Source organism: Streptomyces sp. NPDC002886, from assembly GCF_042888445.1.
Classification (GTDB): domain Bacteria; phylum Actinomycetota; class Actinomycetes; order Streptomycetales; family Streptomycetaceae; genus Streptomyces.
On sequence record NZ_JBIAPV010000004.1, the window covers coordinates 1,060,145 to 1,082,406 of the forward strand.

Here is a 22,262-nt window from a genome sequence, read left to right on the forward strand (position 1 = left end):
GGCCCCCACGGTGTGGCGGCCCCGGTCAGTGCGTCGTCAGTGCGTGGTCAGGACGCGACCCGCGTGTCGTGCGTGATCTGTACGTCGCCCGAGTCGCCGAAGGTGAGCCGGCAGGTGTCCGCGCGGTAGGTGGCCACCGAGACGGCCGCCGTGCCCGCCGCCGTGAAGTAGCGGGTGGTGACCAGCAGGACCGGGGCGCCGGGCAGGCGGTCCAGCTCCTTCGCGTCGTCGGCGCGGGCGGAGCCGAGTTCCACCGAGCGGTCCTGTCCGTCGAGGACCAGCTTCTGCAGCTCGCGCATGACGGCGCGGGCGCGGGCCGGACCGGCCGGGGCGTCGATGGCGGAGAGGCCCTGCACCGAGGAGGACGGCACGTAGAGCAGCTCGGCCGCGAGGACCTGGCCCTGCTCGACGCGGCTGCGGCGCACCGCGAGCACCAGCTCGCCGGGGGCCGTGCCGAGGAGCTTCAGGACGGCGGAGGGCACGACGGCCTCGGCCGCGTCGACCGGCTCCCACCCGTCGACGCTCTCGCCGGGCCAGCCGTTCCGGGCTCCGCCGACGTCGACGCCCACGCGCGGCGGGGCGACGGTGGTGCCGACGCCGCGGCGGCGCTGGAGGCGGCCTTCGAGTTCGAGCTGCTCCAGGGCCTGGCGCAGGGTCGCCCGGGCGACACCGAAGCGGGCGGCGAGTTCGCGCTCGTTCGGCAGGATCTCGCCCACGGCGAAGTCCTGGTCGAGCGCCTCACTGAGGACGGTCTTGAGGTGCAAGTACTTCGGCTCCGGCACCGATTCGAGCTGCATGGTCCCCACCCTGACTCCTCCTGCAATCGCCGCACTCGCCGTGTTCCAGCGTGAGTTCCGCGCCTTTGTTTATTAAAGGTTCCTGCACTATGCCTGCGACGATAGGACGGCGCACCCCCTTGGTCAAGACCAATGCTCACCCCTTTACCGGGCAGATCGGGCATATGCATCAAGCTGTTCACGGGATGTTCGCGCGGGCCACGAAAGTCGAAGTCCTGGCCCCAGGGGCTACCGGTCGGTAACCGGCCGCGAGACACTACTGACAAGCCGTCTCACACGGCCGCCGTAGCCGCCCGACCCCGACGAGGAGCAGCATGACCGCCACGGTCTCCTTCACGATCGATTCGCCGCTGGGCCCCCGCACCATCACCGCCGCTTACGAGCGCAAGGGCGCGGGCGAGCCGCTCCTGCTGCTCCACGGGATCGGCCACCACCTCCAGGCCTGGCGCCCGGTGACCGACGTCCTGGCCGCCGAGTACGACGTGATCGCGGTCGATCTGCCCGGCTTCGGCGTCTCGGAGCCGCTGCCGCACGGGGTTCCGTACGATCTGGGCATCGTCGCCCCGGCGCTGGGCGCCCTCTGCGCGGCGCTGGGGACGGAGCGGCCGCACGTCGCGGGCAACTCGCTCGGCGGGCTGCTCGCCCTGGAGATGGGGCGCGTCGGCCTGGCCCGCTCGGTCACCGCCCTCTCCCCCGCCGGATTCTGGTCGGAGGGCGAACGCCGCTACGCCTTCACCGCGCTGCGCGCGATGCGCGCCGGCGCCGGTGCGCTGCCCCTGCCCGCCGTGGAACGGCTCGCCCGGAGCTCCGCCGGACGCGCCGCGCTGACCGGCAGCATCTACGCGCGCCCGGGACGGCGTTCGCCCGGCTCCGTGGTCGCCGAGACGGTCGCCCTGCGCGAGGCCACCGGTTTCGAGCGGACCCTGGCCGCGGGCGGATCCGTACGGTTCACCGCGGATCTGCCCGACCTGCCCGTCACCATCGCCTGGGGCAGTCGCGACCGGCTGCTCCTGCGCCGCCAGGGGGTCCGCGCGAAGCACACCATCCCGGGCGCGCGCCTCGTCGCGCTTCCCGGCTGCGGCCACGTCCCCATGAACGACGATCCGGCCCTGGTCGCCCGCGTCATCCTGGACACAGCCAAGCTCGCCCGGTGAAGTGCTGACCAGCCGTCAGAGGTAACCATGCGCATCAGTGTTCACGCATGGTTCGCGCGCACGACGTGGGCGGTCCGGTGTGCGGCCGGTGTACGGCAGCACACTGGTCCGGCCCGTCCCCGCCGGCCTCTGGAGACGCACCGATGGCACCTCTGCCGCACACCCGACGCTCCCTGCTCGGCGGTTCCCTCGCCGTTCCCGTGGGCCTCGCCCTGTCCAGCGCCCTCACGGGCGTCCTGACCGCCCCCGCCCACGCGGCGGTGCCCGCCTTCGTCCGCTCGGACCGCCCGAACGCCTTCTGGGGTGTCCAGTCCGGCGAGATCACCGCCCACTCCGCCACCGTCTGGACGCGTTCCGACCGCCCCTCGCGGATGTACGTCGAGACCTCCCCGAGCGAGTCGTTCCGCTACGCCGTGCGTCGCCACCGCGGCCCACTGCTCGGCCCGGACACCGACTTCACGGGCACCACCACGCTGCGCGAACTCCCGCCCGGCCAACAGATCCACTACCGGGTGACCCTCGCCGACCCCGACGACCCGCGCCGCAGCGGCGAGCCGGTCCACGGCACCTTCCGGACCACCCCGGCCTCCCGCCGCCGCGACGTGCGCTTCCTGTGGTCCGGGGACCTCGCCGGTCAGGGCTGGGGCATCAACCCGGAGCTCGGCGGCTACCGCGTCTTCGACGAAATGCGGCTGCGCGACCCCGATTTCTTCCTCTTCAGCGGGGACACCATCTACGCCGACGGGCCCCTCCAGGCCTCCGTACCGCTGCGCGACGGAACCCTGTGGCAGAACGTGACCACCGAGGAGAAGGCGAAGGTCGCCGAGACCCTCGCCGAGTACCGCGGCAACTTCCGCTACAACCTGCTCGACCGCAACCTGCGCGATTTCAACGCCCAGGTGCCGGTCCTCGCCCAGTGGGACGACCACGAGGTGCGCAACAACTGGTACCCGGGCCAGATCCTCGACGACCCCCGCTACACCGTGAAGGACGTCGACACCCTCGCCGGCCGGGCCCGCCGGGCCTTCGGCGAGTACTTCCCGGTCACGGACCTGCGCGGCGGCCGCGCCGAGGGCCGGATGTACCGCGTGATGCGCCACGGCCCGCTGCTCGACGTCTTCGTCCTCGACATGCGCACCTACCGCGACGCGAACTCCCCCGGCCGCCAGACCGACGACCCCATCGGCATCCTCGGCCCCGAGCAGCTGGCCTGGATCAAGCGCGAGCTGTCGCGTTCCCGCGCCACGTGGAAGGTCATCGCCGCCGACATGCCGCTGGGCATCGTGGTGGCCGACGGGGCCGCGAACTTCGAGGCCGTCGCCCAGGGCGATCCCGGCGCGCCGCTCGGGCGGGAGCTGCAGATCGCCGAGCTGCTGCGCCACATCAAGCACCAGCGCATCACCGGCACCCTCTGGCTCACCGCCGACGTCCACTACACGGCCGCGAACCACTACGCGCCCGAGCGGGCCGCCTTCACCGACTTCGCGCCCTTCTGGGAGTTCGTCTCCGGCCCCATCGGCGCGGGCGGGTTCCCCGCCGGCCGGCTGGACGCCACCTTCGGCCCGGAGACGGTCTACGTCCAGTCCGCGCCCTTCGCCAACATGTCCCCGTCCGAGAACCCCCCGTACTACGGTGAGGTCGAGATCGACGGGGAGTGCGGCGAGCTCACCGTCCGGCTGCGCCGCCAGGGAGGCGGCGTACTGTTCACGCGGACCCTGCGGCCCGGACGCGTGGGACAGTAGGGGCCTCCATCTGAAATCGGCCGGAAAACAGGGCGAAATCGGCCAGATGGATCCTTAACCAGTCGGTCACAGATCGTTCGTGATCACGCAACACCCCTGCGTCACAGTGGTCTGCATGACTGAGCGTATTCCTGCCCCTTCCCAGCGTCCCCACCGCCACCACTGGCGCCGCGACGTCGTCGAACTCGCCGCTCTCTTCTGCGCCGTCGCGGTCGCCGACGCCATCGCCAATCTCGTCGTGCACGGCCCCCGAGGCCCCGTCCTGCTCGTCGCCTCGGCCATCGCACTCCTGATCACGGCGGCGTTCCACACCTGGTGGGCGCGCCGCCACAGCCATGCGCCGCCGCCCACGGACACCGGCCTCCCGGACCCGGCCACGGGTACCGGGACGGTCGCGGAGGCGGCCGGTACGCCTGGTACCGACGGTGCGGACGGTACGGACACCCCGCCCGCCGCCGCCCTGTGGCGGATGCGGACCACCGTGCGCGACGAGCCCGGCAGCCTCGCCGCGCTCTGCACCGCGCTGGCCGGCCGCGGGGTCGACATCCTGACCCTGCAGACGCACCCCCTGCCCGAGGGCGGCACGGTGGACGAGTTCCTGCTGCGCGCTCCGCAGCAGCTCCCCTCCGCCGACCTCACCCGGGCCATCGCCGGCGCCGGCGGCCACAGCACCTGGATCGAGCGCGCCGACGCCCACGACCTGGTCGACACCCCGACCCGGGTCCTGGGACTGGCCACCCGCACCGCACTGGACGCCGCCGAACTGCCGCTCGCCCTGCGCCAGCTGCTCGGCCGCTGCACCATCCACTCGATCCCGGCGACCACCCTCTCCGGGCGCCCCAACACCGGCGCCGACGCGCCCGTGGAAGGCGTCCTGGAGGCCACGGTCATGAAGCTGCGCGACCCTTCCGGCGGTGCGATCACCATCGAGCGGCCGTACCTGCCCTTCACCCCGACCGAGTTCGCGCGCGCCCGCGCCCTCGTCGAGCTGGACGCCCGGCTCGGGCCGCGGGTGCCGCGCAGCCGGGACGTACTGACCCTCCCCGAGGGCAACGAGATCACCGTCCGCCGCGCCGACGGCTCCGACCTGCCCGCGGCCCGCGCCATGCACGACCGCTGCTCGGAACGCACCCTCGCCCTGCGCTACCACGGCCCCGTCGCCGACGCCGACCGCTACCTCGGCCACCTGCTGAGCCCGCGCTTCGGCCGCACCCTCGCCGCGACCACCGCCTCCGGCAAGCTCGTCGCCCTCGGCCACCTGCTCTGGGACGGCGACGAGACCGAGGTGGCGCTGCTCATCGAGGACGACTGGCAGCGCCGCGGTATCGGCTCCGAGCTGCTGGGCCGGCTGATCGCGATGGCCGTCGAGGCCGGATGCGACAGCGTGTACGCCGTCACCCAGGCCCACAACACCGGCATGGTCGCCGCCATGCGCGGTCTCGGTCTCCCTCTCGACTACCAGATCGAGGAGGGCACCCTGGTGATCACGGCCCGGCTCGACGCCACCCCGGTCAGCTCCCGGCTGCCGTACGAGCTTCCGTACGAGCTCCCGGGCGAATCCCGCGGCCTCCCCCGCGGCCGGCAGTGAGCTAGACCGCGGCCCCGACCGCGCCAACCCCGACGCCGTCCCCCTCCCGGGCCGTCGCCCGGTCCAGCGCCTGGTCCAGATCGGCCCAGAGGTCGTCCACGTCCTCCAGCCCGACCGACATGCGCAGCAGCCGGTCGCTCACGCCCGAGGCGTGCCGGTCCCCCTCGGCCACGATGCGGTGGCTGATGGAGGCCGGGTGCTGGATGAGGGTGTCGACACTGCCCAGGCTGACCGCCGGGGTGATCAGCCGTACGGAGGCGATCACCTCGTGCGGGTCGCCGGCCGTCTCGAAGGCCACCATGGCTCCGCCGATCTTCGGGTAGTGCACGCGCAGCACCCGCGGGTCGGCCGCGAGCCGCCCGGCGAGCTCCGCGGCGCTCGCGGAGGCCGCCCGGACCCGTACGGGGAGCGTCGAGAGCCCTCGTAGCAGCAGGTAGGCGGCCAGCGGGTGCAGGACTCCGCCGGTGGCGAACCGCACCTGGCGCAGCTGCCGGGCGAACTCCTCGTCGCAGGCGACGACTCCGCCGAGCACGTCCCCGTGGCCGCCGAGGTACTTGGTGGCGCTGTGCAGCACCAGCCGGGCTCCGCTCGCGGCGGGCCGCTGCAGGACGGGCGTCGCGAAGGTGTTGTCGACCAGCAGCGGAACCTCCCCGCAGGCCTCGGCGGCGGCGCGCAGGTCGATCTCCGCGAGCGTCGGATTGGCGGGCGACTCGATCATGACGAGACCGGTGTCGGGCCGGATGGCGCCGGCGATGCCCTCCGGGTCCACCCAGGTCACGGTGGATCCCAGCAGGCCGCTGCTCAGCAGGTGGTCGCTGCACCCGTACAACGGCCGTACGGCGACCACGTGACGCAGCTCCTTCATCCCCCGCACCAGCAGGCACGCCGACAACGCGGCCATCCCGCTCGCGAAGGCGACGGCGCTCTCGGTGCCTTCGAGCCGGGCCAGGGCCGTCTCGAACCGGGCGGTGGTCGGATTGTCCAGCCGGGCGTAGACCGGCGGGCCCTCGGGCCGGGCTCCCGTCGTGGCGAACGCGTCGATGCGAGCGGCCTCCGCCCGGCTGTCGTACGACGGGTAGGTCGTCGACAGATCGAGCGGAGGCGCGTGCAGTCCGAGCCCGGCGAGGTCCTCGCGTCCGGCATGAACCGCTTCTGTGGCCAGTGACCGTCGTACGGTCGGGGCGTTCGTCTCCATGCGCCGTACTGTGCGCAGCGCGACGGCTCCGGCGGGAAATCTCCGTGCTACGTTCGGCCAATGTCCGAATCCGTCGCTCTGGATCCGGTCGATCTGCAGATTCTGCGCCTTCTTCAGAACGACGCCCGGACCACGTACCGCGATCTCGCCGCCGAGGTCGGCATCGCCGCCTCGACCTGCCTGGACCGGGTCGCCCGGATGCGCCGCTCCGGAATCATCCTCGGCAACCGGCTCCAACTCGATCCGGCAAAACTCGGGCGCGGGCTGGAGGCGCTGCTCCTCGTGCAGGTGCGTCCGCACCGGCGCGAGCTGATCGGTCCCTTCGTCGAACGCGTGCGCTCGCTGCCGGCGTCGCGGGCCGTCTTCCATCTGACGGGCCCGGACGACTACCTCGTCCACGTTGCCGTTTCCGATCCCGGCGAACTCCAGCGGCTGGTCCTCGACGAGTTCACCTCGCGCCGCGAAGTGGCCCGGGTGGAGACCCGACTGATCTTCCAGGAGTGGGACTGCGGACCGTTGCTGCCCCCTACCTCAGCGGGCTGACGATCTTCAGGTCAGCAGGCTGAGGCTCTTTGGTGATGACGCGGACCCTTCGCGCATACGAAGATGTCCACATGTCAGACACCATCACCAGTGACAGCACCGCGCGGCTGCCCCGCCAGATCGCCGATGCCTACGTCGACGACCTCATCGCCCTCGACCCGATCACGGGCACCTACCTCGGTGTCGCCGCGAGCTCCGGCAAGCTCCCGGACCTCTCCCCGGCCGGCCAGGCGGCGACCGCCGAGCTCTGCCGCACCACCCTCGCCAAGCTCGACGCCGCGGAGCTGCTGCCGGGCGCCGACAGCGAGGCCGAGCGCCGCTGCGCCCGACTGCTGCGCGAGCGCCTCAACGCCGAACTCGCCGTCCTCGACGCCGACGAGGCCCTGCGCGCGGTCAGCAACATCCACTCCCCCGCGCACTCGGTCCGCGAGATCTTCTCCCTGACCCCGGCCGAGACCGACGAGGACTGGGCCGCGATCGCCGAACGGCTGCGCGCCGTACCGGCCGCGTACGCGGGCTACCGCGAGTCCCTCGCGCTCGGTCTGGACCGCGGCCTGTTCGGCAGCCCGCGCCCCACCGCCACCTTCATCGAGCAGCTCACCGGGTGGGCGGGCGAGGGCGAGGGCTCCGAGAGCGAGGGCAAGGGCGGCTACTTCGCGGAGTTCGCCGCCGCCGGCCCCCAGGCGCTGCGCGCCGAGCTCGACGAGGCCGCCGCCGCCGCGACCGCCGCCGTCGTGGAACTGCGCGACTGGGTGCGGGACGTGTACGCCCCCGCGGTCGAGGGGAAGCCCGACCCGGTGGGCCGCGAGCGCTACGCGCTCTGGTCGCGCTACTTCAACGGCGCCGACCTGGACCTGGACGAGGCGTACGCCTACGGCTGGTCGGAGTACCACCGGCTGCTGGCGGAGATGAAGACCGAAGCCGCCAAGATCCTGCCGGGCGCCGGTCCGTGGGAGGCCCTCAAGCACCTGGACGAGCACGGCACCCACATCGAGGGCGTGGACGAGGTCCAGGCCTGGCTGCAGGGCCTGATGGACGAGGCCATCGAGAACCTCGACGGCACCCACTTCGAACTCGCCGACCGGGTCAAGCGCGTGGAGTCGCGGATCGCCCCTCCGGGCGGCGCCGCGGCCCCGTACTACACGAGCCCCTCGGAGGACTTCTCCCGTCCGGGGCGCACCTGGCTGCCGACGATGGGCGAGACCCGCTTCCCCGTCTACGACCTGGTGTCCACCTGGTACCACGAGGGTGTTCCGGGCCACCACCTCCAGCTGGCGCAGTGGGTGCACGTGGCGGACCAGCTCTCCCGCTACCAGGCCGGCATCGGTCTCGTCAGCGCCAACTGCGAGGGCTGGGCGCTGTACGCGGAGCGGCTGATGGACGAGCTGGGCTACCTCAAGGACGCCGAGCAGCGCCTCGGTTACCTGGACGCCCAGATGATGCGCGCCGCGCGCGTCATCGTGGACATCGGCATGCACCTGGGTCTGGAGATCCCGGCGCACTCGCCGTTCCACCCGGGCGAGACCTGGACGGTCGACCTGGCGCAGGAGTTCTTCGGCCTGCACAGCGGCCGGCCGGGCGACTTCGTCGAGAGCGAGCTGACCCGCTACCTGTCGATGCCGGGGCAGGCCATCGGCTACAAGCTGGGCGAGCGCGCCTGGCTGCAGGGCCGTGACAACGCGCGTGCCGCGCACGGTGATTCCTTCGACCTGAAGGCCTGGCACATGGCGGCCCTGTCCCAGGGCTCGCTGGGCCTGGACGACCTGGTGGACGAGCTCTCGAAGCTCTGACCGCCGGGATGCCTCCGACGCCCGGCCGGGCCGGCTCCGCGAGGGAGCCGGCCCGGCCGGGCGTACGAGCGACGCCACTGACCAGGTAGGTCAGCCCGGTCCGACCGCCGTGCGGTGCCGCACGACCGAACCTCCGCGCTGCTTGACGATCTCCAACTGGGCCTGCACCCGCGTCCGCAGGTCGGCGACGTGGCTCACGATGCCGACGCTGCGGTCGCGTTCGCGCAGCGAGTCCAGGACGTCGAGCACCTCGTCCAGCGCCTGGTCGTCGAGGCTGCCGAAGCCTTCGTCGATGAAGAGGGTGTCGAGCCGCATGCCGCCCGCCTCGTCGGTGACCACGTCGGCCAGGCCCAGCGCGAGGGCGAGCGAGGCGAAGAAGGTCTCGCCGCCGGAGAGCGTGGCGGTGTCCCGCTCGCTGCCGGTCCAGGCGTCGACCACGTGCAGCCCGAGCCCGGAACGCCCGCGTCCGCTCGCCCTGGCGTCGGAGTGCAGCAGGGTGTAGCGGCCGCCGGACATGCGCAGCAGCCGTACGGTCGCCGCGGCGGCGACCTGCTCCAGCCGGGCCGCGAGCACGTAGGCCTCCAGCCGCATCTTGCGCTCGTTGTCCGCGGAGGTGCCCGCGGTGAGCCCGGCCAGCCGGGCCACCCGTTCGTAGGCTTCGCGCAGCGGTCCCAGGGAGCGCAGCTCCCGCTCGGCCTGGAGGGAGAGCCCGTCGAGGTCCTTGCAGCGGACCCGGGCCGCGTCCACGGCGGACCCTGCCGTACGAAGCTTCGCGGCGGCCAGCGCCGCGTACGCCTCGGCCTCCTCCGGCGCGGCCGGGGGCAGGGCCGCCGCCGCGGCGGTGTCGGCCTCGCCGAGGCGGTCGGCCAGCATGGCCTCCTCCGCCTGCCAGGCGTCGGTGCGGCGTTGGAGCGCGCTGCGCTCGTACTCCGGGAGCACGGCGTCGGCCGCCTCCTCGGTGGTGTCGAAGCCGGCCTTGAAGGAGGCGTCGGCGAGCTGGCCGTCGGCCTCCTTCAGCCGGGCGGCGGTGGTCTCGGCCCGGCGCAGCGAGGCCGCCGCCGCCGTGACCATGCGGACCCGGTCCTCCAGGACTCCGGCGCGGGCCGCGACGCTGGGGGCATCCGCCCGCACGAGGGCCAGCTCCGCTTCCAGCGAGGCCTGTTCCCGGTCGAGCGCCTCGCGGCGCGAAGCCCTGGCGGCGGCCCGTGCCTCGGCTTCGCTCCGCTCGGCGCTGCGCACGGCATGCTCCCGCTCGGCGCGGGCCAGCCGCTCCCGGGCGGTGTGCAGTCCGGCGGCGGCGGCGTGCGCCTCGGCGTGACGGGAACTCAAGCCGGAGGTGAGTTCCAGGAGTTCGGCGGTGGTGGCCTCCCCCGCGGCGGCCGCGGCCTCGGCGCGGGCCTCCCGTACGGCGGCCAGCCTGCGCTCGACGCCGGCCCTGCGCTCCTCGGCCCCCTCGAAGCGGGCGTGCGCCGCCTCCTCCGCGGCCCGGTCCACGTGACCGGGGGCGGGCCGGGCGGGAGCGGGGTGTTCCGCGGCCCCGCACACGGTGCAGGGTTCCCCGGCCACCAGGGCGGCGGCGAGCTCCGCGGCGATCCCGCGCAGCCGGGTCTCCTTGAGCTCCAGCCAGCGCTCCCGGGCGACGGCCGACTCCTCGCGCGCGGTGAGCAGTTCGCCCGAGGCCTGCTCCGCGTCGGCGTCGAGGGCGTCGCGCCGCCGGGCGGCGTGCAGGTGCAGCCGGGCGGGCTCCAGCTTGCCGGCGAGCTGCTCGGCCAGGGTCGCGGCCTGCTGGGCGGCGTCCGCGCGCCCGGCGAGCTCGGTCCGGGTGGCGTCCCAGCGGCCGAGCCACTCGGCGGTCTCGTGCTGCTGCTCCTCGGCGGCCCGGGACTCCCGTTCCAGGTCGGCCCGTTCGCGGCCGATCTCGGCGCTGCGCTGCTCGGTGCGGCGGGCGGCTCCGAGGGCTCCCAGATCCTCGCGCAGCCGCTGCTCGACCGCGGCCAGCTGCTCGGTCCCCGCCTCGGCGAGCTGCGGCGGCAGCTCCGCCCGGGCCACGGACTCCGCGTGCGCGGCGGCCATGTGGGCGCCGGCGGCGGCTCCGCGCAGCTCCAGGGCGGGGGCGACGAGGGCGCCGCGCCGGGCCCGGTCGAGCAGGGCGCGCACCCGCTCCCGCTCCGGACCGGACTCGGCGAGAAGGGCCGCCCGACGGGTGGTCTCCGCGTGCCGGTGCTGCAAGCGGTGGAGCTCCCGCGCCTCCTCGGCGGCCCGCCGGGCGGCGTGGTAACGCCCCTCGACGGCGGCGAAAGCGTACTCGGCGACGGTGAGCCGCTCCCGGGCGGAGCAGCGCGCGACGGCGGACCAGGCACGGATCGCCCCGGCCAGCCCGGGGTCGCCCGGCTGGTGCCGGGGCAGCGGCCAGGCGCGCAGGTCGGCGGCGTCCCCGGCGGCCTGGGCGAGCCGCTGGGCGGTGTGCAGCACCTGCTCGTCTCCGGCGCGGACCTTGGCCTCGGCGGCGCGGCGGCGCTCACCGAGCAGGGTTTCGACGGCGGCGAACCGGCGGGTGTCGAAGAGACGGCCGAGCAGCCGGCCGCGCGCCGCCTCGTCGGCCCGCAGGAAGCGCGCGAACTCCCCCTGGGGCAACAGCACGACCTGGCAGAACTGCTCGCGACTCATGCCGAGCAGCTGCTCGATCTCCTCACCGATCTCCTGATGGGACCGGCTCAGCGCGCTCCAGCCCTCCCCGTCGTACTCGCGCAGCCAGCTCTGCGCCTTGTCCTTCGTCGTCCCGGTGCCGCGCTTCTTGGGCCGGTCCTGCTCGGGCCGCCGGGTGATCTCGAGCCGCCGTCCGCCCGCGGTGAGCTCGAGGGTGATCTCGGTCGGGGTGTCGGCGGCCGCGTGGTCGCTGCGCAGACTCGTCCCCGGGGCCTGCCGGGAACCGGGCACGGACCCGTACAGGGCGTAACACACGGCATCCAGGACGGAGGTCTTGCCCGCGCCGGTGGGCCCGTGCAGCAGGAAGATCCCGGCGCCGGAGAGCGCGTCGAAGTCGATCTCCTGGGGTTCGGCGAAGGGCCCGAAGGCGGTGATGCGCAGCCGGTGCAGCCTCATCGGTGGGTCTCCTGCCGGCTGTCCTCGGCCCGCACCTCGTCGAAGGCGCCCTGGAGCACGTCCCGCTCGGCCTCGTCGGAGAAGCCCCCGCCCCCGCGCACATGCGCGACGAAGTCCTCGGCGATCTCCCGATCGCTGCGCCCCTTGAGCCGCTGGGCATAAGACCCACCGGCGTCTTCGCCACGCCCCTCGGGGTCGAAGGCGAGACTGAGCACATGGGGGAACCGCACGGCGAGCCGCGCCATGGGGTCCTCGGGCCGAACGGCGTCGGTGAGGGTGGCCTCCAGCCAGCAGTCCTCGTACCGGGCGTGCGCACTCTCGGAGAGCAGCTCCTCCAGCGTCCCCCGGACCCGGGCCAGCCCGCGCGGCACGGGCGCATCAACCCGCTCGGCACTCACGATCTCCCCGCCCTCCCCCATCTCCACGAGCCACATGCTCTTGCGCTGATCGGCTTCGGAGAACGAATAGGCGAGCGGAGAGCCGGAGTACCGGACCCTCTCGTTGATCGTCTGGCAGCCGTGGAGGTGCCCCAGCGCGGCATAGTCGACCCCATCAAAAACGGAGGCCGGCACGGCCTCGACGCCCCCGACGGTGATGTCGCGCTCACTGTCGCTGGCCTGCCCGCCGGTAACAAAGGCATGCGCCAGCACAACAGACCGCGTCCCGGGCACCCGCCCGGCGAGATCGGCCCGGATCCGATCCATGGCCGCGCCGAGCACGGCCTCGTGGCTCACCTTCCCGGCCCCGAACTCATCCTTGACCAGCGCAGGCTCCAGATAAGGCAGCCCATAGAACGCCACATCACCATGCGCATCGGCCAGCACCACGGGGTCGGCACACCCGGCGGGATCGGTCCGCAGATGGATCCCGGCCCGCCCGATCAGCCCGGCCCCGACACCAAGCCGCCGGGCGGAGTCATGGTTCCCGGAGATCATCACGGTCGGCACACCAAGATCGGCAAGCCGGTGCAGGGCCCGGTCGTACAGCTCGACAGCAGGCAGGGGCGGCACGGCCCGGTCGTACACATCACCGGCAACCAGCACGGCGTCGACCTCATGCTCCCGCACGGTCTCGACAAGGTGATCGATAAAAACACCCTGGGCCCCGAGCAGGTTCACCCGGTGAAAGCTCCGCCCAAGATGCCAGTCGGAGGTATGCAGGAACTTCACAGAACAACCCCGACCTGCACGTTTACCCCTACGGCCCTTCTAACCGAACACGAACCGACCAGAGCCGAAAACAACCCCCTGCCACGCTAACGCATCCCAACCCCTAGTCCGCCATCCTCCCCTCACCGCTTGCGCTCGGCCCAGCAGGACCGGCAGGCGGGGCGGAAACACAAGCGGGCGGTGACCCAAGAGACCGGAGCGTGCGTGCCATGCCGGCGGGCCGCCTTGATCAAGTGAAGGAACCCTGGACAGCTTGGTCAGTCATGCATGTCACGGGTGAGCCGGGTCACGTCCCCTGTCGTGGTGTAGCCGATCAGGTTGCGGGCGTGCGCGGGCGGGTGTGCGGGGCGTACTTCTGGTGGTGTCTGCCGCTCCCTGACGCGAGACGGACCATCCCGTAACTCTTCTTGGTGAACAGGCAGTTCAACCAGGAGGAGTACGTGATGGCCCTGTCCCAGTCTGACCTGATACGGCTGCTGGAGTCACTACGTTCATCGGACGGAATCGAGCTTGTCCGCAGCATCGCCGAGCGGATGCTGCAGGAACTGATCGAGGCCGAGGTGAGCGCGCACAATGGTGCCGGCTGGAACGAGCACACCGGCTCCCGAACTGCGTTCCGCAACGGGCACCGAGACAAGATCTTGACCACGCCGGCCGGTCACCTGGAGATTCCAAAGCTCCGCACCGGCAGTTTCTTCCCGAGCCTGTTGGAACGCCGGCGGCGTATAGATCAGGCGCTGAATGCCGTGATCATGGAGGCCTACGTTCACGGGGTCTCCACCCGCTCGGTCGATGACCTGGTCAAGGCCCTGGGCGGGGACAGCGGCATATCGAAGAGCGAGGTCTCCCGGATCTGCGGTGAGCTCGACGAGCCGCTGACCGCGTTCCGCACCCGCCACCTGGATCACACCAGGTTCCCCTACCTCTACCTGGACGCGACGTACTGCAAGGTCCGGGTGAACCATCAGATCGTCTCTCCCAGGCCGTCGTCATCGCCACCGGCATCACAGAAGACGGTGGCCGCGAAGTCCTGGGGACCGCCGTGGGCGACAGCGAGACCGAAGCGTTCTGGAGCGACTTCCTGCGTTCCCTGCGCGCTCGCGGCCTGGGTGGCGTCCGCCTGGTCATCGCGGACCACCACAGCGGACTGGTCGCCGCGATCCGCAAGGTGATGCTGGGCTCCGCGTATCAGCGGTGCCGCGTTCATTTCCTGCGCAACTGCTTCGCGCACATACCCAAAGGTGCCGGTGAGATGGTCGCCGCGACGATCCGGACCGTCTTCGCCCAGCCCTCCGCCGACCTGGTCCGCACCCAGCTCGACACCGTCACCGACATGCTCGGCGAGCAGTTCCCCAAGGTGAAAGAGATGCTCCTGGCAGCCAAAAGGGACCTGCTTCGCCGTCTTCCCACCCCAGCACTGGAAGAAGATCCAGTCCGCCAACCCCCTGGAACGCTTGAACCGGGAGATCAAACGCCGCACCGACGACCTGCAGGTCTTCCCCAACCCCGAAACCCTCGAGCACCTGGTCACCGCCGTGCTCTTCGAACTCCACGACGAATGGATCGCCTTCCCCCGCCGCTACCTGCCGGAGGGAAGCATGACCAAGCTCTACCCCGAGCTCCCCGAAAGCGCCCCCGCGCTACCCCCACACCACCAACGAGCCCACTGATTCATCGGCTACACCACGACAAGGGACGCCATCGTGAGCCGGGCAGCGACGGTCACCCCCTCCCCCGTCGTTCGGGGCAGCAAGATCTGCGCACAACTGGTTCTCCTCACGCCCCGAAAGGCGTGAGGAGAACCAGAATGGCGACAACAGATCAGGATAGCCGAAGATCTACGCTACATAAACGGTCAGCTTCGGAGATCTCGTCGAATCGACCACGACGACCCTCCTCACTAAGCGGTCTCGCCACGCGCATCCCATGAACGGTCGAGTCGCCGCGGGATGTCGGGCGGCCAATCCTTTAAAGCCACCGATGGGCTGGATACGCCAAGCCACACCCAGCACCCCGGGTCTCCCGATCCTACGGTGGCCAGAATCAACCCACCAGCAAAGCGAGAACTCAACACGCATTAGAGGCCCCACCATGATCAAGATCGGTGGGGCCTCTAATTTTTTACCACTGTCTCACGGTCCAGCATCGCGCTCCCGACAGCGGATACTTCAACAAGCTCTTGGGCTCGAATGATCAGATCTCGGCAAAAGCGGAGATACAAACGAAGTGAGGGCGGGGTTCGGGATCCACCTTTCACTACTCTTCACTTAAGCGAAGCGGCCGGATCTTTCACAGATCATCCGAATTCCTCATTCTTTCGATAGCACCTTTTCGCCATCTAGTAACGCTGCGGGCAACAAGAAGTGCCAGGATTACAGCACAAGCAATTGCTCCAAAAATCAAAAACTGGAGCAAGGATCCCAGTGATTCCACAGAGCCTCCTTTCTCAAGAAATTCACACACACTACGGGGAGTCCAGGGTCTACCGAGTGTCACTCCACTGACTTAGCGATATGACCTTCGTCCAGTAGTACCTTTGTTCCACGGAAGCCCCGAACCCTCGACTATTGTTCCCTCCAGGACATCCGCCGTCATGGCAAAAGGATTCCCAGTTCGTTCTGTTTTTAGCTTTAAAGTTCACCGTCACCGTACGGTCGCGCTTGTTCACCTTCAGCACTTGATACGACTCGCTCCAGGACCCCACTACTGTTTCGAAATCGCCATTTCCGAACCTCGAAACCAAGCCCAGCGCATCTTTCCAACTGCCGGGCCTGTGCGCCTCATGCCAGGGAGAGCCCTTTCCTACTTCCCTATAGGACCCATTTCTCGCAGTGTCCGCTATGAGCTTCTCGAGCTTCTTGTTATGGCTGGTTGCGGCCAGCTGTTTCACCATCTCGGAATCGGGTCCGAATATCAGCAATGGCCAGTGCTCACCGGCGCCACTTAGCCACATATCGGAAATATCGTATGGGGTTAGAGAATTTACGGCCGCAAGGAAATCTTCACCCTTCGGATAGTTATCCGGATATACTATTTCTCCATGATACGTCGGGAGGGCTGAACAAAACCCGGGCGTTACGGGGGCCATGGCGCACGAGGGCTTCGAGTCGTCTAGTCCGTTGCCGTCGCCACCCGTACCGTTGGTTCCTCCGGTTTCACCGGTTCCGCCGGTACCGGTGTTTCCGGTGTTTCCGGTGGGTACGACCGGCGTGCTTTGGCCCGGGCTTGTACCCGGCTCGCAGCCAGTAATACGCCCGGTCATGTCCTCCTTGGGGACGCAGAGACCTGTTGGGTCGCTGGAGGTGATGGGTGAGTTGTTGGCGTAGCTGTAACCGTTGAGGGATTGGTGTTGGTCGAGGGTGAGAAGGGGGTCGACGCTGAGGAATTGGCCGGTGTAGGGGTCGTATTCGCGGGCGCCAATGTGGGTGAGTGCGGTGTTGGTGTCGGCGGACTTGCCGAGGAAGCGCTTGTCATCGGGCCAGGCACCGGTGGCGTCTCCGCGTGGGGCTCCGAACGGGGTGATGAAGCGCTTGCTCACCGACTGGTCGTCACCGCTGTCGATGGCGACCGATGAGGTGCCGTGATTGTCGCCAGAGAGGAAGGAGACCTTGGAGGTGCCCGTCTCGTTGCTGCGGACCGCGACGCGCTGGCCGCCGAGCGTGTAGTAGCGGTTGGCCCACTTCTTGGCGCCTTCGAGGTGGACCTCGGTGGCACCGGCGTAGAGGACGGTTTCGCCACCGGTGTTGCGGCGGATGAGAAGTTCGCCGTCAGCGTCGTAGAGGTAGGTGGTGGTGTCGGTTCCCTCGACGAGTTTGCTGAGCTTGTTCTCGCCGTTCCAGGTCAAGGTTTGACTGTCCGTGCTCGAGGGGGAGCGCAGACGCTTTGTGGTGTTGCCCGTGGTGTCGTAGGTGTACTGGTCCGCGACGCCCGTGCAGTCGGTTCCGGTGGTGCTGGAGACGAGGGCGTGCTTGCGGGTGGTGTCGTAGCAGTAGGTGCGGTCGGTGGTGCTGGAACTGTTGTGCGTCGTTTCCGAGGCCCGCTGGCCGCCAGCGTTATAGGTGTAGGACTTCCAGTAGGAGGCGGCTCCGCCGAGGTTGTCCGTGGTACGGCCCGCGGTGGAGCAGTTGGCGGTCTTGGGGGTCCAGGATTCGGTTACACGGCGCTGGCCGTCGTAGGTGAAGCACTGGTAGTCGGCCGCGCTGGCGCCACTGACGGTCGCCTTGTCGAAGATCGACTTGACGTTGCCGGCATCGTCATGGGTGTAAGTGGCGTCTTGGACGAGGCCGTGGGTGGGTTCGTAGACGGTGGTTGCCTTGAGGCGCCCGGTGCCTTCCTCGAAGGTGTTGGCGATGTCGACGTCCTTGACACCGAGCGCTCCCGAACGCGAGAGCTTCATCGTCTCGAGCCGGCCGAGAGGCGAGTAGCCGACGCTCTGGACGTATCCGGTGGTGCCGGAGAGGCCGTCCGGCAGCAAGTAGTTGTTGTAATTGGTGGTGACCGTTTCCGAGGGAAGGCCGCCGGCCGCGGGCTCGGAGGTGGTGGAGGCGGTGCCGTCTTCCCACAGGTTCGTGCCGTATGAGGTGGTCGCGTTGACGGCACCCGAGGTCACCAGCGGGTCATCGGCCGGCAGTATCAGCTCGGTCTTGCTGGGGCGGCTGAGGTAGTCGTACTCGGCGACCTTCTTGGTGTAAGCCTTGCCGCTCGTGCCACCTTCGTAGCGGATCGAGGAAGTCGGCGCACCACGGAGGAGGGTGTCGTAGGTCCAGGCGGCCAGCTTGTTGGCATCAGTCCGGGCGGTCCGCCACTTGTCAGTCTTACGGCCGAGCTCGTCGTAGGAGTAGAGGAGCGTGGTCCCGCGGGCGTCGTCCGTGCTGGAGATTTGGTCCAGGGACGTGTAGTGCGTGGTGGTGGTGCCGTTGTCCGGGTCGGTGGCGGTGCGCTGACGGCCGTAGATGTCGTAGGTGTACGACCAGCTACTGCCGTCCGGCCCTGTCACTGTGGCGGGCTTGCCGTCCCGGGTGAGCGCGTGCTTCACACTGGTGTACGCGGTACCGAGGGTGGCGCCGTACGCGGCGTCGTCGGGCTGCTCGCCACTGTAGGTGCGTGTTTCGGTTGTCCGTCCCAGCGTATCGGTGATGGTCCGGGTGGCTGTGCCTCCGTCAGGTGCGGAGGTGGCTACGGAGTCGCCGGTGTAGTTGGTGGAGGTGGACCACTTCTTGGCGCCGTTGACCCACAGCTCAGAGGTCGTGGGCCGGCCCGCGGCGTCGAAGCTGGTTTTGGTTTGGGGGAAAGGCCCGCCCGAGGTGACGGCGTCGTAGGTGCCGTTGGGTGTGTTCTTGTCATCCCAGGCGTCGGCGTACGTGTCGTAGGCGAGGCCGCGGGAGTCGTAGCGGGTGTCGGTGAGGATCCGTCCGCCGTTGGGCGAGAGGGCCTGGGTCTGCAGCGGGCGCAGCAGGGAGTCAGAGACGGAGTAGACCGGGGTCCGGTAGGTGGTGTTGTCGTGCGTGAGCTGGGTGACCGAGGTCCAGGGTGAAGATCCGCGCTTGAAGGAGTATCCGTACTTGATGTTCGGGGTTTCACCGCCGGCCTGGCTACGGTTGTTGAGCCAGGTGCCGATGACGCGGCCGAGCGCGTCGTAGGCGCTGGTGGTGATCTTCGCGTTGGCGTCCTCGGCCTTGATCACCGCACCACGGGCTGGATCGAAGTAGGCATAGGTGCGATGGGTCTGCCCGTTGGATTCCAGCGTGGGCGTAGCACTCACGGTGGCTGTGAGGGGGCCGATGGTCGCTGGGGTGTAGGCGGTGGTGGTGGTGTTGCCTGCCGCGTTGGTGGCGCTCAGGGGCCGGCCGAGGACGTCGTAGGTGGCACTGGACTGCTTCTGCCAGCCGTCCGCCTCCGTCGGGGTACGAGGGTTCGTGCCGCTGGCGGCCGGGTAGGCCTTGGCGCGGCCGGTCCAGGTCGGCAGGCCCTTGGTCGGGGCACGCCCGTCCTTCCAACCGGTCACCGTGGCGTCGTCGTAGACGGTCGCGGTGTCGGAGATGACATCGCCGCGGGTGGTGAGCGAGCTGGGCAGGTTCAGCTTGTCATCGGTGAGGTCGTTGCCCTCGGCATCGGTGCACGACTGGGCCACGGTCCGGGTGCGGGAGACCAGGTTGGTCAGGCCCAACGCCGCGTTGCGGGCGTACCAGGTGTTCGTGCAGGTCTCATCCCCGCTCTTGGCGTGGTCGCCCAGGGCGTTGACCCGGGTGACCATGCCGAAGTCGTCGTACACGTAGTCGGTCTGGGTCCGACGGAAGGTGTCGGAAGCGGTGAGGTAGGTGTACTCGTAGGCCCGCGAATTACGAACCCGCGAGGCGACGATGGCCTTGTCGACGACCGGCTTGCCGTCGCCGTCCTTAGCGACCTGACCCGCGTCCGTCATCTTGTAGACGTTCTGCGTGGCCGTGTTCGTGTACACCGGGTAGTTCAGGGAAGACCCGATGATGGTCGACCCGTTGTACGTGACCGACTGGCGCAGGAAGCCGGCCAGCTGGTCGTAGTCGGTGGAGTCCGCCGTCGCGATCGGGCCGGCACCGTCGATGTCGATGACGGGCACCTTGTTGGTGCGGGTGACGTTCGAGTCGGACGTCTTGTCGCCGTACATGCCCTGCATGTAGACGTTGGTGGTCTTGGAACGGTTGGAGCCGGCGCCGGTGTAGGTGGTGACCCGGCCGTAGCCGCGCCAGTTCGACCAGGTGCGGTCTTTCTCCTTGGTCATGGGGTCGTCGTTGTAGTGCCAGCCGGGCTTTTCGTACTCGTACGAGGTGGACACGGTGGCTGCGGTGACGGCGTCCTTGGTGGTGATGTTGGTGACGCGGTACTTGTGGAACCAGTCCAGGCGAGTGTCGCCGCCGTTGACCTTCCACTTCACCGGGTAGCAGGGCCGTGCGGCGTCGCCGTTGTCGTCGACGGACGTGGGCATCTTGGTGCCGGTGACACACTGCGGGTCGGAGAGGGTGACCGTGGTCGTGGCTCCGGTCTCCGAGGTGATGGTGCGGATCCGGGGGCGGTTGATCGGCAGGATGTTGTCGCCCGGCACATCGACCCGGTTGGGCCGGTTGTCATAGACGAAATCGACCGGGTCCAGCTTGAGATCGGCGCCGTTCTTGCCCGTACGGGTGATCGACTTGAGGACCAGGCTCCGCTCGCTCGGATCGTTGAGATTGACCGGCGCCGTGTATCCGGAGACGAGGGCGTAGCTGTCGACGTCGGTGAAGGCGTCCGGCGTGGCGGAGGTTGACCACACCTGGGTGGTGATGTTGGTCAGGCGCTTGCGGGTGAAGAACGCCGGCCCCGTGGCCTTGCAATCCGTCTCCGTGCTGGCGCAGATGGTGTCGAAGGGGACGTCGGGCCAGTTGTCGGCAGTGTCCTCGGTGAGCGAGGAGCAGTCGGACTCGCAGCGCTCGTCGTAGGTGAATGCCACGCGGCCGGAGGCGATGCCGGTGAAGAGCGCGTCGGCCCGCTGCCCGTACTTGATCTCCTTGAGGTAGCCACCACGCGTGTATTCGGCAAGTGCCGTCTTGTCGCCGTTCTTCGCGTAGTTGTTGCCTTCCTTGGTGTACCAGTACGTGGAGGCGTTGCCCCGCAGGTCCTGGACCAGGTCCAGGTTCCAGCGCCAGGCCTGCCGAACCGCACGCCCCGAGAAGCTACCGCTCTTCTTGTAGCCGGGCTCACCCTCGTCGTCGCCGAAGACAGGAACCGTCCAGACCGACTTGGTCTCGGTATCCGCGGGCGCTCCGGGGAGCTTGTTCAGGCCGAAGGTGTAGGTGGTGCCGTTGCCGGTGGTCACCTTCCAGAATTCACCGTCGGTGTCGTTCGGATCGGTGCTGGTGTCACCGTCATCGGTGCTGCCGGCACCGTGCCCGCGGATCACCTTCGTGGCATCGTCGTTCTTCAGCCGCCACGTGTTGCCCGTCGAATCCGAGGGGTCCTTGACCAGTTCGTTGGCCTGACCGTTCAGGACGAGGGAAGCGTTGTCGTACTTCCAGCACAGGTCGTCTTTGTCGGTCTGGCCGTCTTCGTCGCACGAGCCGTACTTGCGCTCAATGTAGGAAGAGGTCAGATCGAAGCCCTCACCGACCGGGGAGCCCTGGTTGTTGGTGTTCCCCGTGCGGCCGTCGATAGCCCCCGAGTCATACGACAGGGAGAGTGAAGGCACAGTCCCAGCTGCCGCGGGTGGAAGCGTGACCGGGTAGGACCAGCTGAATGATCCTGAGGCCCCGCCGGCCTCCCAAGTAGAAGAGCTGGCGAGCGGTGTGGCCTTGTAATCGCCTGCGCCTGATGGCGATGCGGTGCTGGTGGCCATCACCGCGAGGACGGTGGGTTCGGCCGAGGCGGCACTCAGCAAAGGCGTGCTCGGGGAGCTGACCTGAGAGCGGAGCAGAACACTGCCCGTGGCAGTCGGCTCGGCGCCGGCCACGGTCACCGTGGCGGACAGCTCGTGGCTCTTGAGGTCATTGGTGGAGGCGACGGGCGTCGTCGTGCGGCACTCCGGCTTCTCCGGGGTGGTCAGCGCGCAGGCGGGCAGGGTCACCAGGCCCAGGCGGGTGGACCAGGAGCCGCCGATGGCTGACGCGAAGGAGTCGTAGTTCACCTCGACCCGTGCGTTGCCGGGTGTGGCGGCGGTGGCCGTGAACAGCACACCGGTGATGCCCGCCTTGCGGGCCGCCTGCTGGTCCAGCACCTGCACCGTGGCCTGCCCGGAGGCGGTGGCGCCCGCGCGGGCCGTTTGGGCCGGAGCGCCGAGGGTCACCAGGGAGTCAGCGGCCGGGGCGGTGCTCAGGTCCTTCTTGAGGGTGGCGGGTTTCGGCCAGGTGTTCTTCGGGTTGGCCTTCGCGCGGTCGGCCTGGGCCTTGTCCTCGGCCTTCAGCTTGGCAATCAGATCGGCTGAGGCCACCGCCTCGACCGGCGCCGAGGTGACCTTGGCAGGCCGGTGCTTCGGGCTCGACGGGCGGCCGGGCGCGTCTGCGGCACTGGCGAGGGGCGCGGCGATCGTGCCGGTGACGGACAAGGCCAGGGCGAGGACTCCGATGATCGGTGTTCTCGCCAACAGACTTCTCTTTTTTGACACAGGAAACTCCTGAAGCGGACGAGCCGCAGGTGAGAGGTAGGTACGTACGGCGTGCCATGGGCACGCCAAGAGG

General features: G+C 69.5%; 10 protein-coding genes and 1 pseudogene. 6 read left to right on the top strand and 5 right to left on the bottom strand.

Annotated elements, in window-relative coordinates; translation table 11 throughout:
* Positions 1–47: 47 nt before the first annotated feature.
* Entirely contained in the window at positions 48–806 is a 759-nt protein-coding gene (locus ACFYYB_RS23095; protein ID WP_389437138.1) for a GntR family transcriptional regulator, read from the bottom strand.
* A gap of 305 nt (positions 807–1,111) precedes the next feature.
* On the opposite strand from ACFYYB_RS23095, the gene ACFYYB_RS23100 reads away from it, so the two are divergent.
* From ACFYYB_RS23100 to ACFYYB_RS23110, 3 genes are all read left to right on the top strand, one after another.
* Complete coding sequence (locus ACFYYB_RS23100) at positions 1,112–1,951, top strand: alpha/beta fold hydrolase (RefSeq protein ID WP_389437139.1); 840 nt, start codon at positions 1,112–1,114, stop codon at positions 1,949–1,951.
* Positions 1,952–2,094: 143 nt separating this feature from the next.
* Positions 2,095–3,693: an alkaline phosphatase D family protein gene (locus ACFYYB_RS23105; RefSeq protein ID WP_389437140.1), complete on the top strand. Its 1,599-nt coding sequence runs from the start codon at positions 2,095–2,097 to the stop codon at positions 3,691–3,693.
* 115 nt (positions 3,694–3,808) lie between these two features.
* Positions 3,809–5,281, top strand: a complete 1,473-nt coding sequence (locus ACFYYB_RS23110) for a GNAT family N-acetyltransferase (protein WP_389437141.1) — start codon at positions 3,809–3,811, stop codon at positions 5,279–5,281.
* Position 5,282: 1 nt separating this feature from the next.
* On the opposite strand, the gene ACFYYB_RS23115 is transcribed toward ACFYYB_RS23110, so the two are convergent.
* A complete protein-coding gene (locus tag ACFYYB_RS23115) occupies positions 5,283–6,476 on the bottom strand; it encodes a trans-sulfuration enzyme family protein (RefSeq protein ID WP_389437142.1) in 1,194 nt (397 codons plus the stop codon).
* Positions 6,477–6,536: 60 nt separating this feature from the next.
* On the opposite strand from ACFYYB_RS23115, the gene ACFYYB_RS23120 reads away from it, so the two are divergent.
* Positions 6,537–7,019, top strand: a complete 483-nt coding sequence (locus ACFYYB_RS23120) for an Lrp/AsnC family transcriptional regulator (protein WP_389437143.1) — start codon at positions 6,537–6,539, stop codon at positions 7,017–7,019.
* Between the two features lie 71 nt (positions 7,020–7,090).
* On the top strand, positions 7,091–8,809 hold the full coding sequence (locus ACFYYB_RS23125) for a DUF885 domain-containing protein (protein WP_389437144.1): 1,719 nt from the start codon (positions 7,091–7,093) through the stop codon (positions 8,807–8,809).
* Between the two features lie 90 nt (positions 8,810–8,899).
* On the opposite strand, the gene ACFYYB_RS23130 is transcribed toward ACFYYB_RS23125, so the two are convergent.
* A complete protein-coding gene (locus tag ACFYYB_RS23130) occupies positions 8,900–11,911 on the bottom strand; it encodes an AAA family ATPase (protein WP_389437145.1) in 3,012 nt (1,003 codons plus the stop codon).
* Complete coding sequence (locus ACFYYB_RS23135; protein WP_389437146.1) at positions 11,908–13,080, bottom strand: exonuclease SbcCD subunit D; 1,173 nt, start codon at positions 13,078–13,080, stop codon at positions 11,908–11,910. Before ACFYYB_RS23135 ends, ACFYYB_RS23130 begins: the two co-directional genes overlap by 4 nt.
* Before the next feature lie 443 nt (positions 13,081–13,523).
* Here ACFYYB_RS23135 and ACFYYB_RS23140 point away from each other — a divergent pair.
* A pseudogene (locus ACFYYB_RS23140) lies at positions 13,524–14,750 on the top strand (IS256 family transposase).
* Between the two features lie 812 nt (positions 14,751–15,562).
* On the opposite strand, the gene ACFYYB_RS23145 reads toward ACFYYB_RS23140, so the two are convergent.
* Positions 15,563–22,258 (bottom strand): RHS repeat-associated core domain-containing protein, encoded by a 6,696-nt coding sequence (locus tag ACFYYB_RS23145; RefSeq protein ID WP_389437147.1) that lies wholly within the window; start codon positions 22,256–22,258, stop codon positions 15,563–15,565.
* Positions 22,259–22,262 lie beyond the last annotated feature (4 nt).

What these genes read in the sequence shown, in the direction of transcription:
- ACFYYB_RS23120 (WP_389437143.1), top strand. Translation starts at nt 6,537, where the DNA reads ATGTCCGAATCCGTCGCTCTGGATCCGGTCGATCTGCAGATTCTGCGC.
- ACFYYB_RS23130 (WP_389437145.1), bottom strand. Translation starts at nt 11,911, where the DNA reads ATGAGGCTGCACCGGCTGCGCATCACCGCCTTCGGGCCCTTCGCCGAA.
- ACFYYB_RS23125 (WP_389437144.1), top strand. Translation starts at nt 7,091, where the DNA reads ATGTCAGACACCATCACCAGTGACAGCACCGCGCGGCTGCCCCGCCAG.
- ACFYYB_RS23105 (WP_389437140.1), top strand. Translation starts at nt 2,095, where the DNA reads ATGGCACCTCTGCCGCACACCCGACGCTCCCTGCTCGGCGGTTCCCTC.
- ACFYYB_RS23110 (WP_389437141.1), top strand. Translation starts at nt 3,809, where the DNA reads ATGACTGAGCGTATTCCTGCCCCTTCCCAGCGTCCCCACCGCCACCAC.
- ACFYYB_RS23115 (WP_389437142.1), bottom strand. Translation starts at nt 6,476, where the DNA reads ATGGAGACGAACGCCCCGACCGTACGACGGTCACTGGCCACAGAAGCG.
- ACFYYB_RS23100 (WP_389437139.1), top strand. Translation starts at nt 1,112, where the DNA reads ATGACCGCCACGGTCTCCTTCACGATCGATTCGCCGCTGGGCCCCCGC.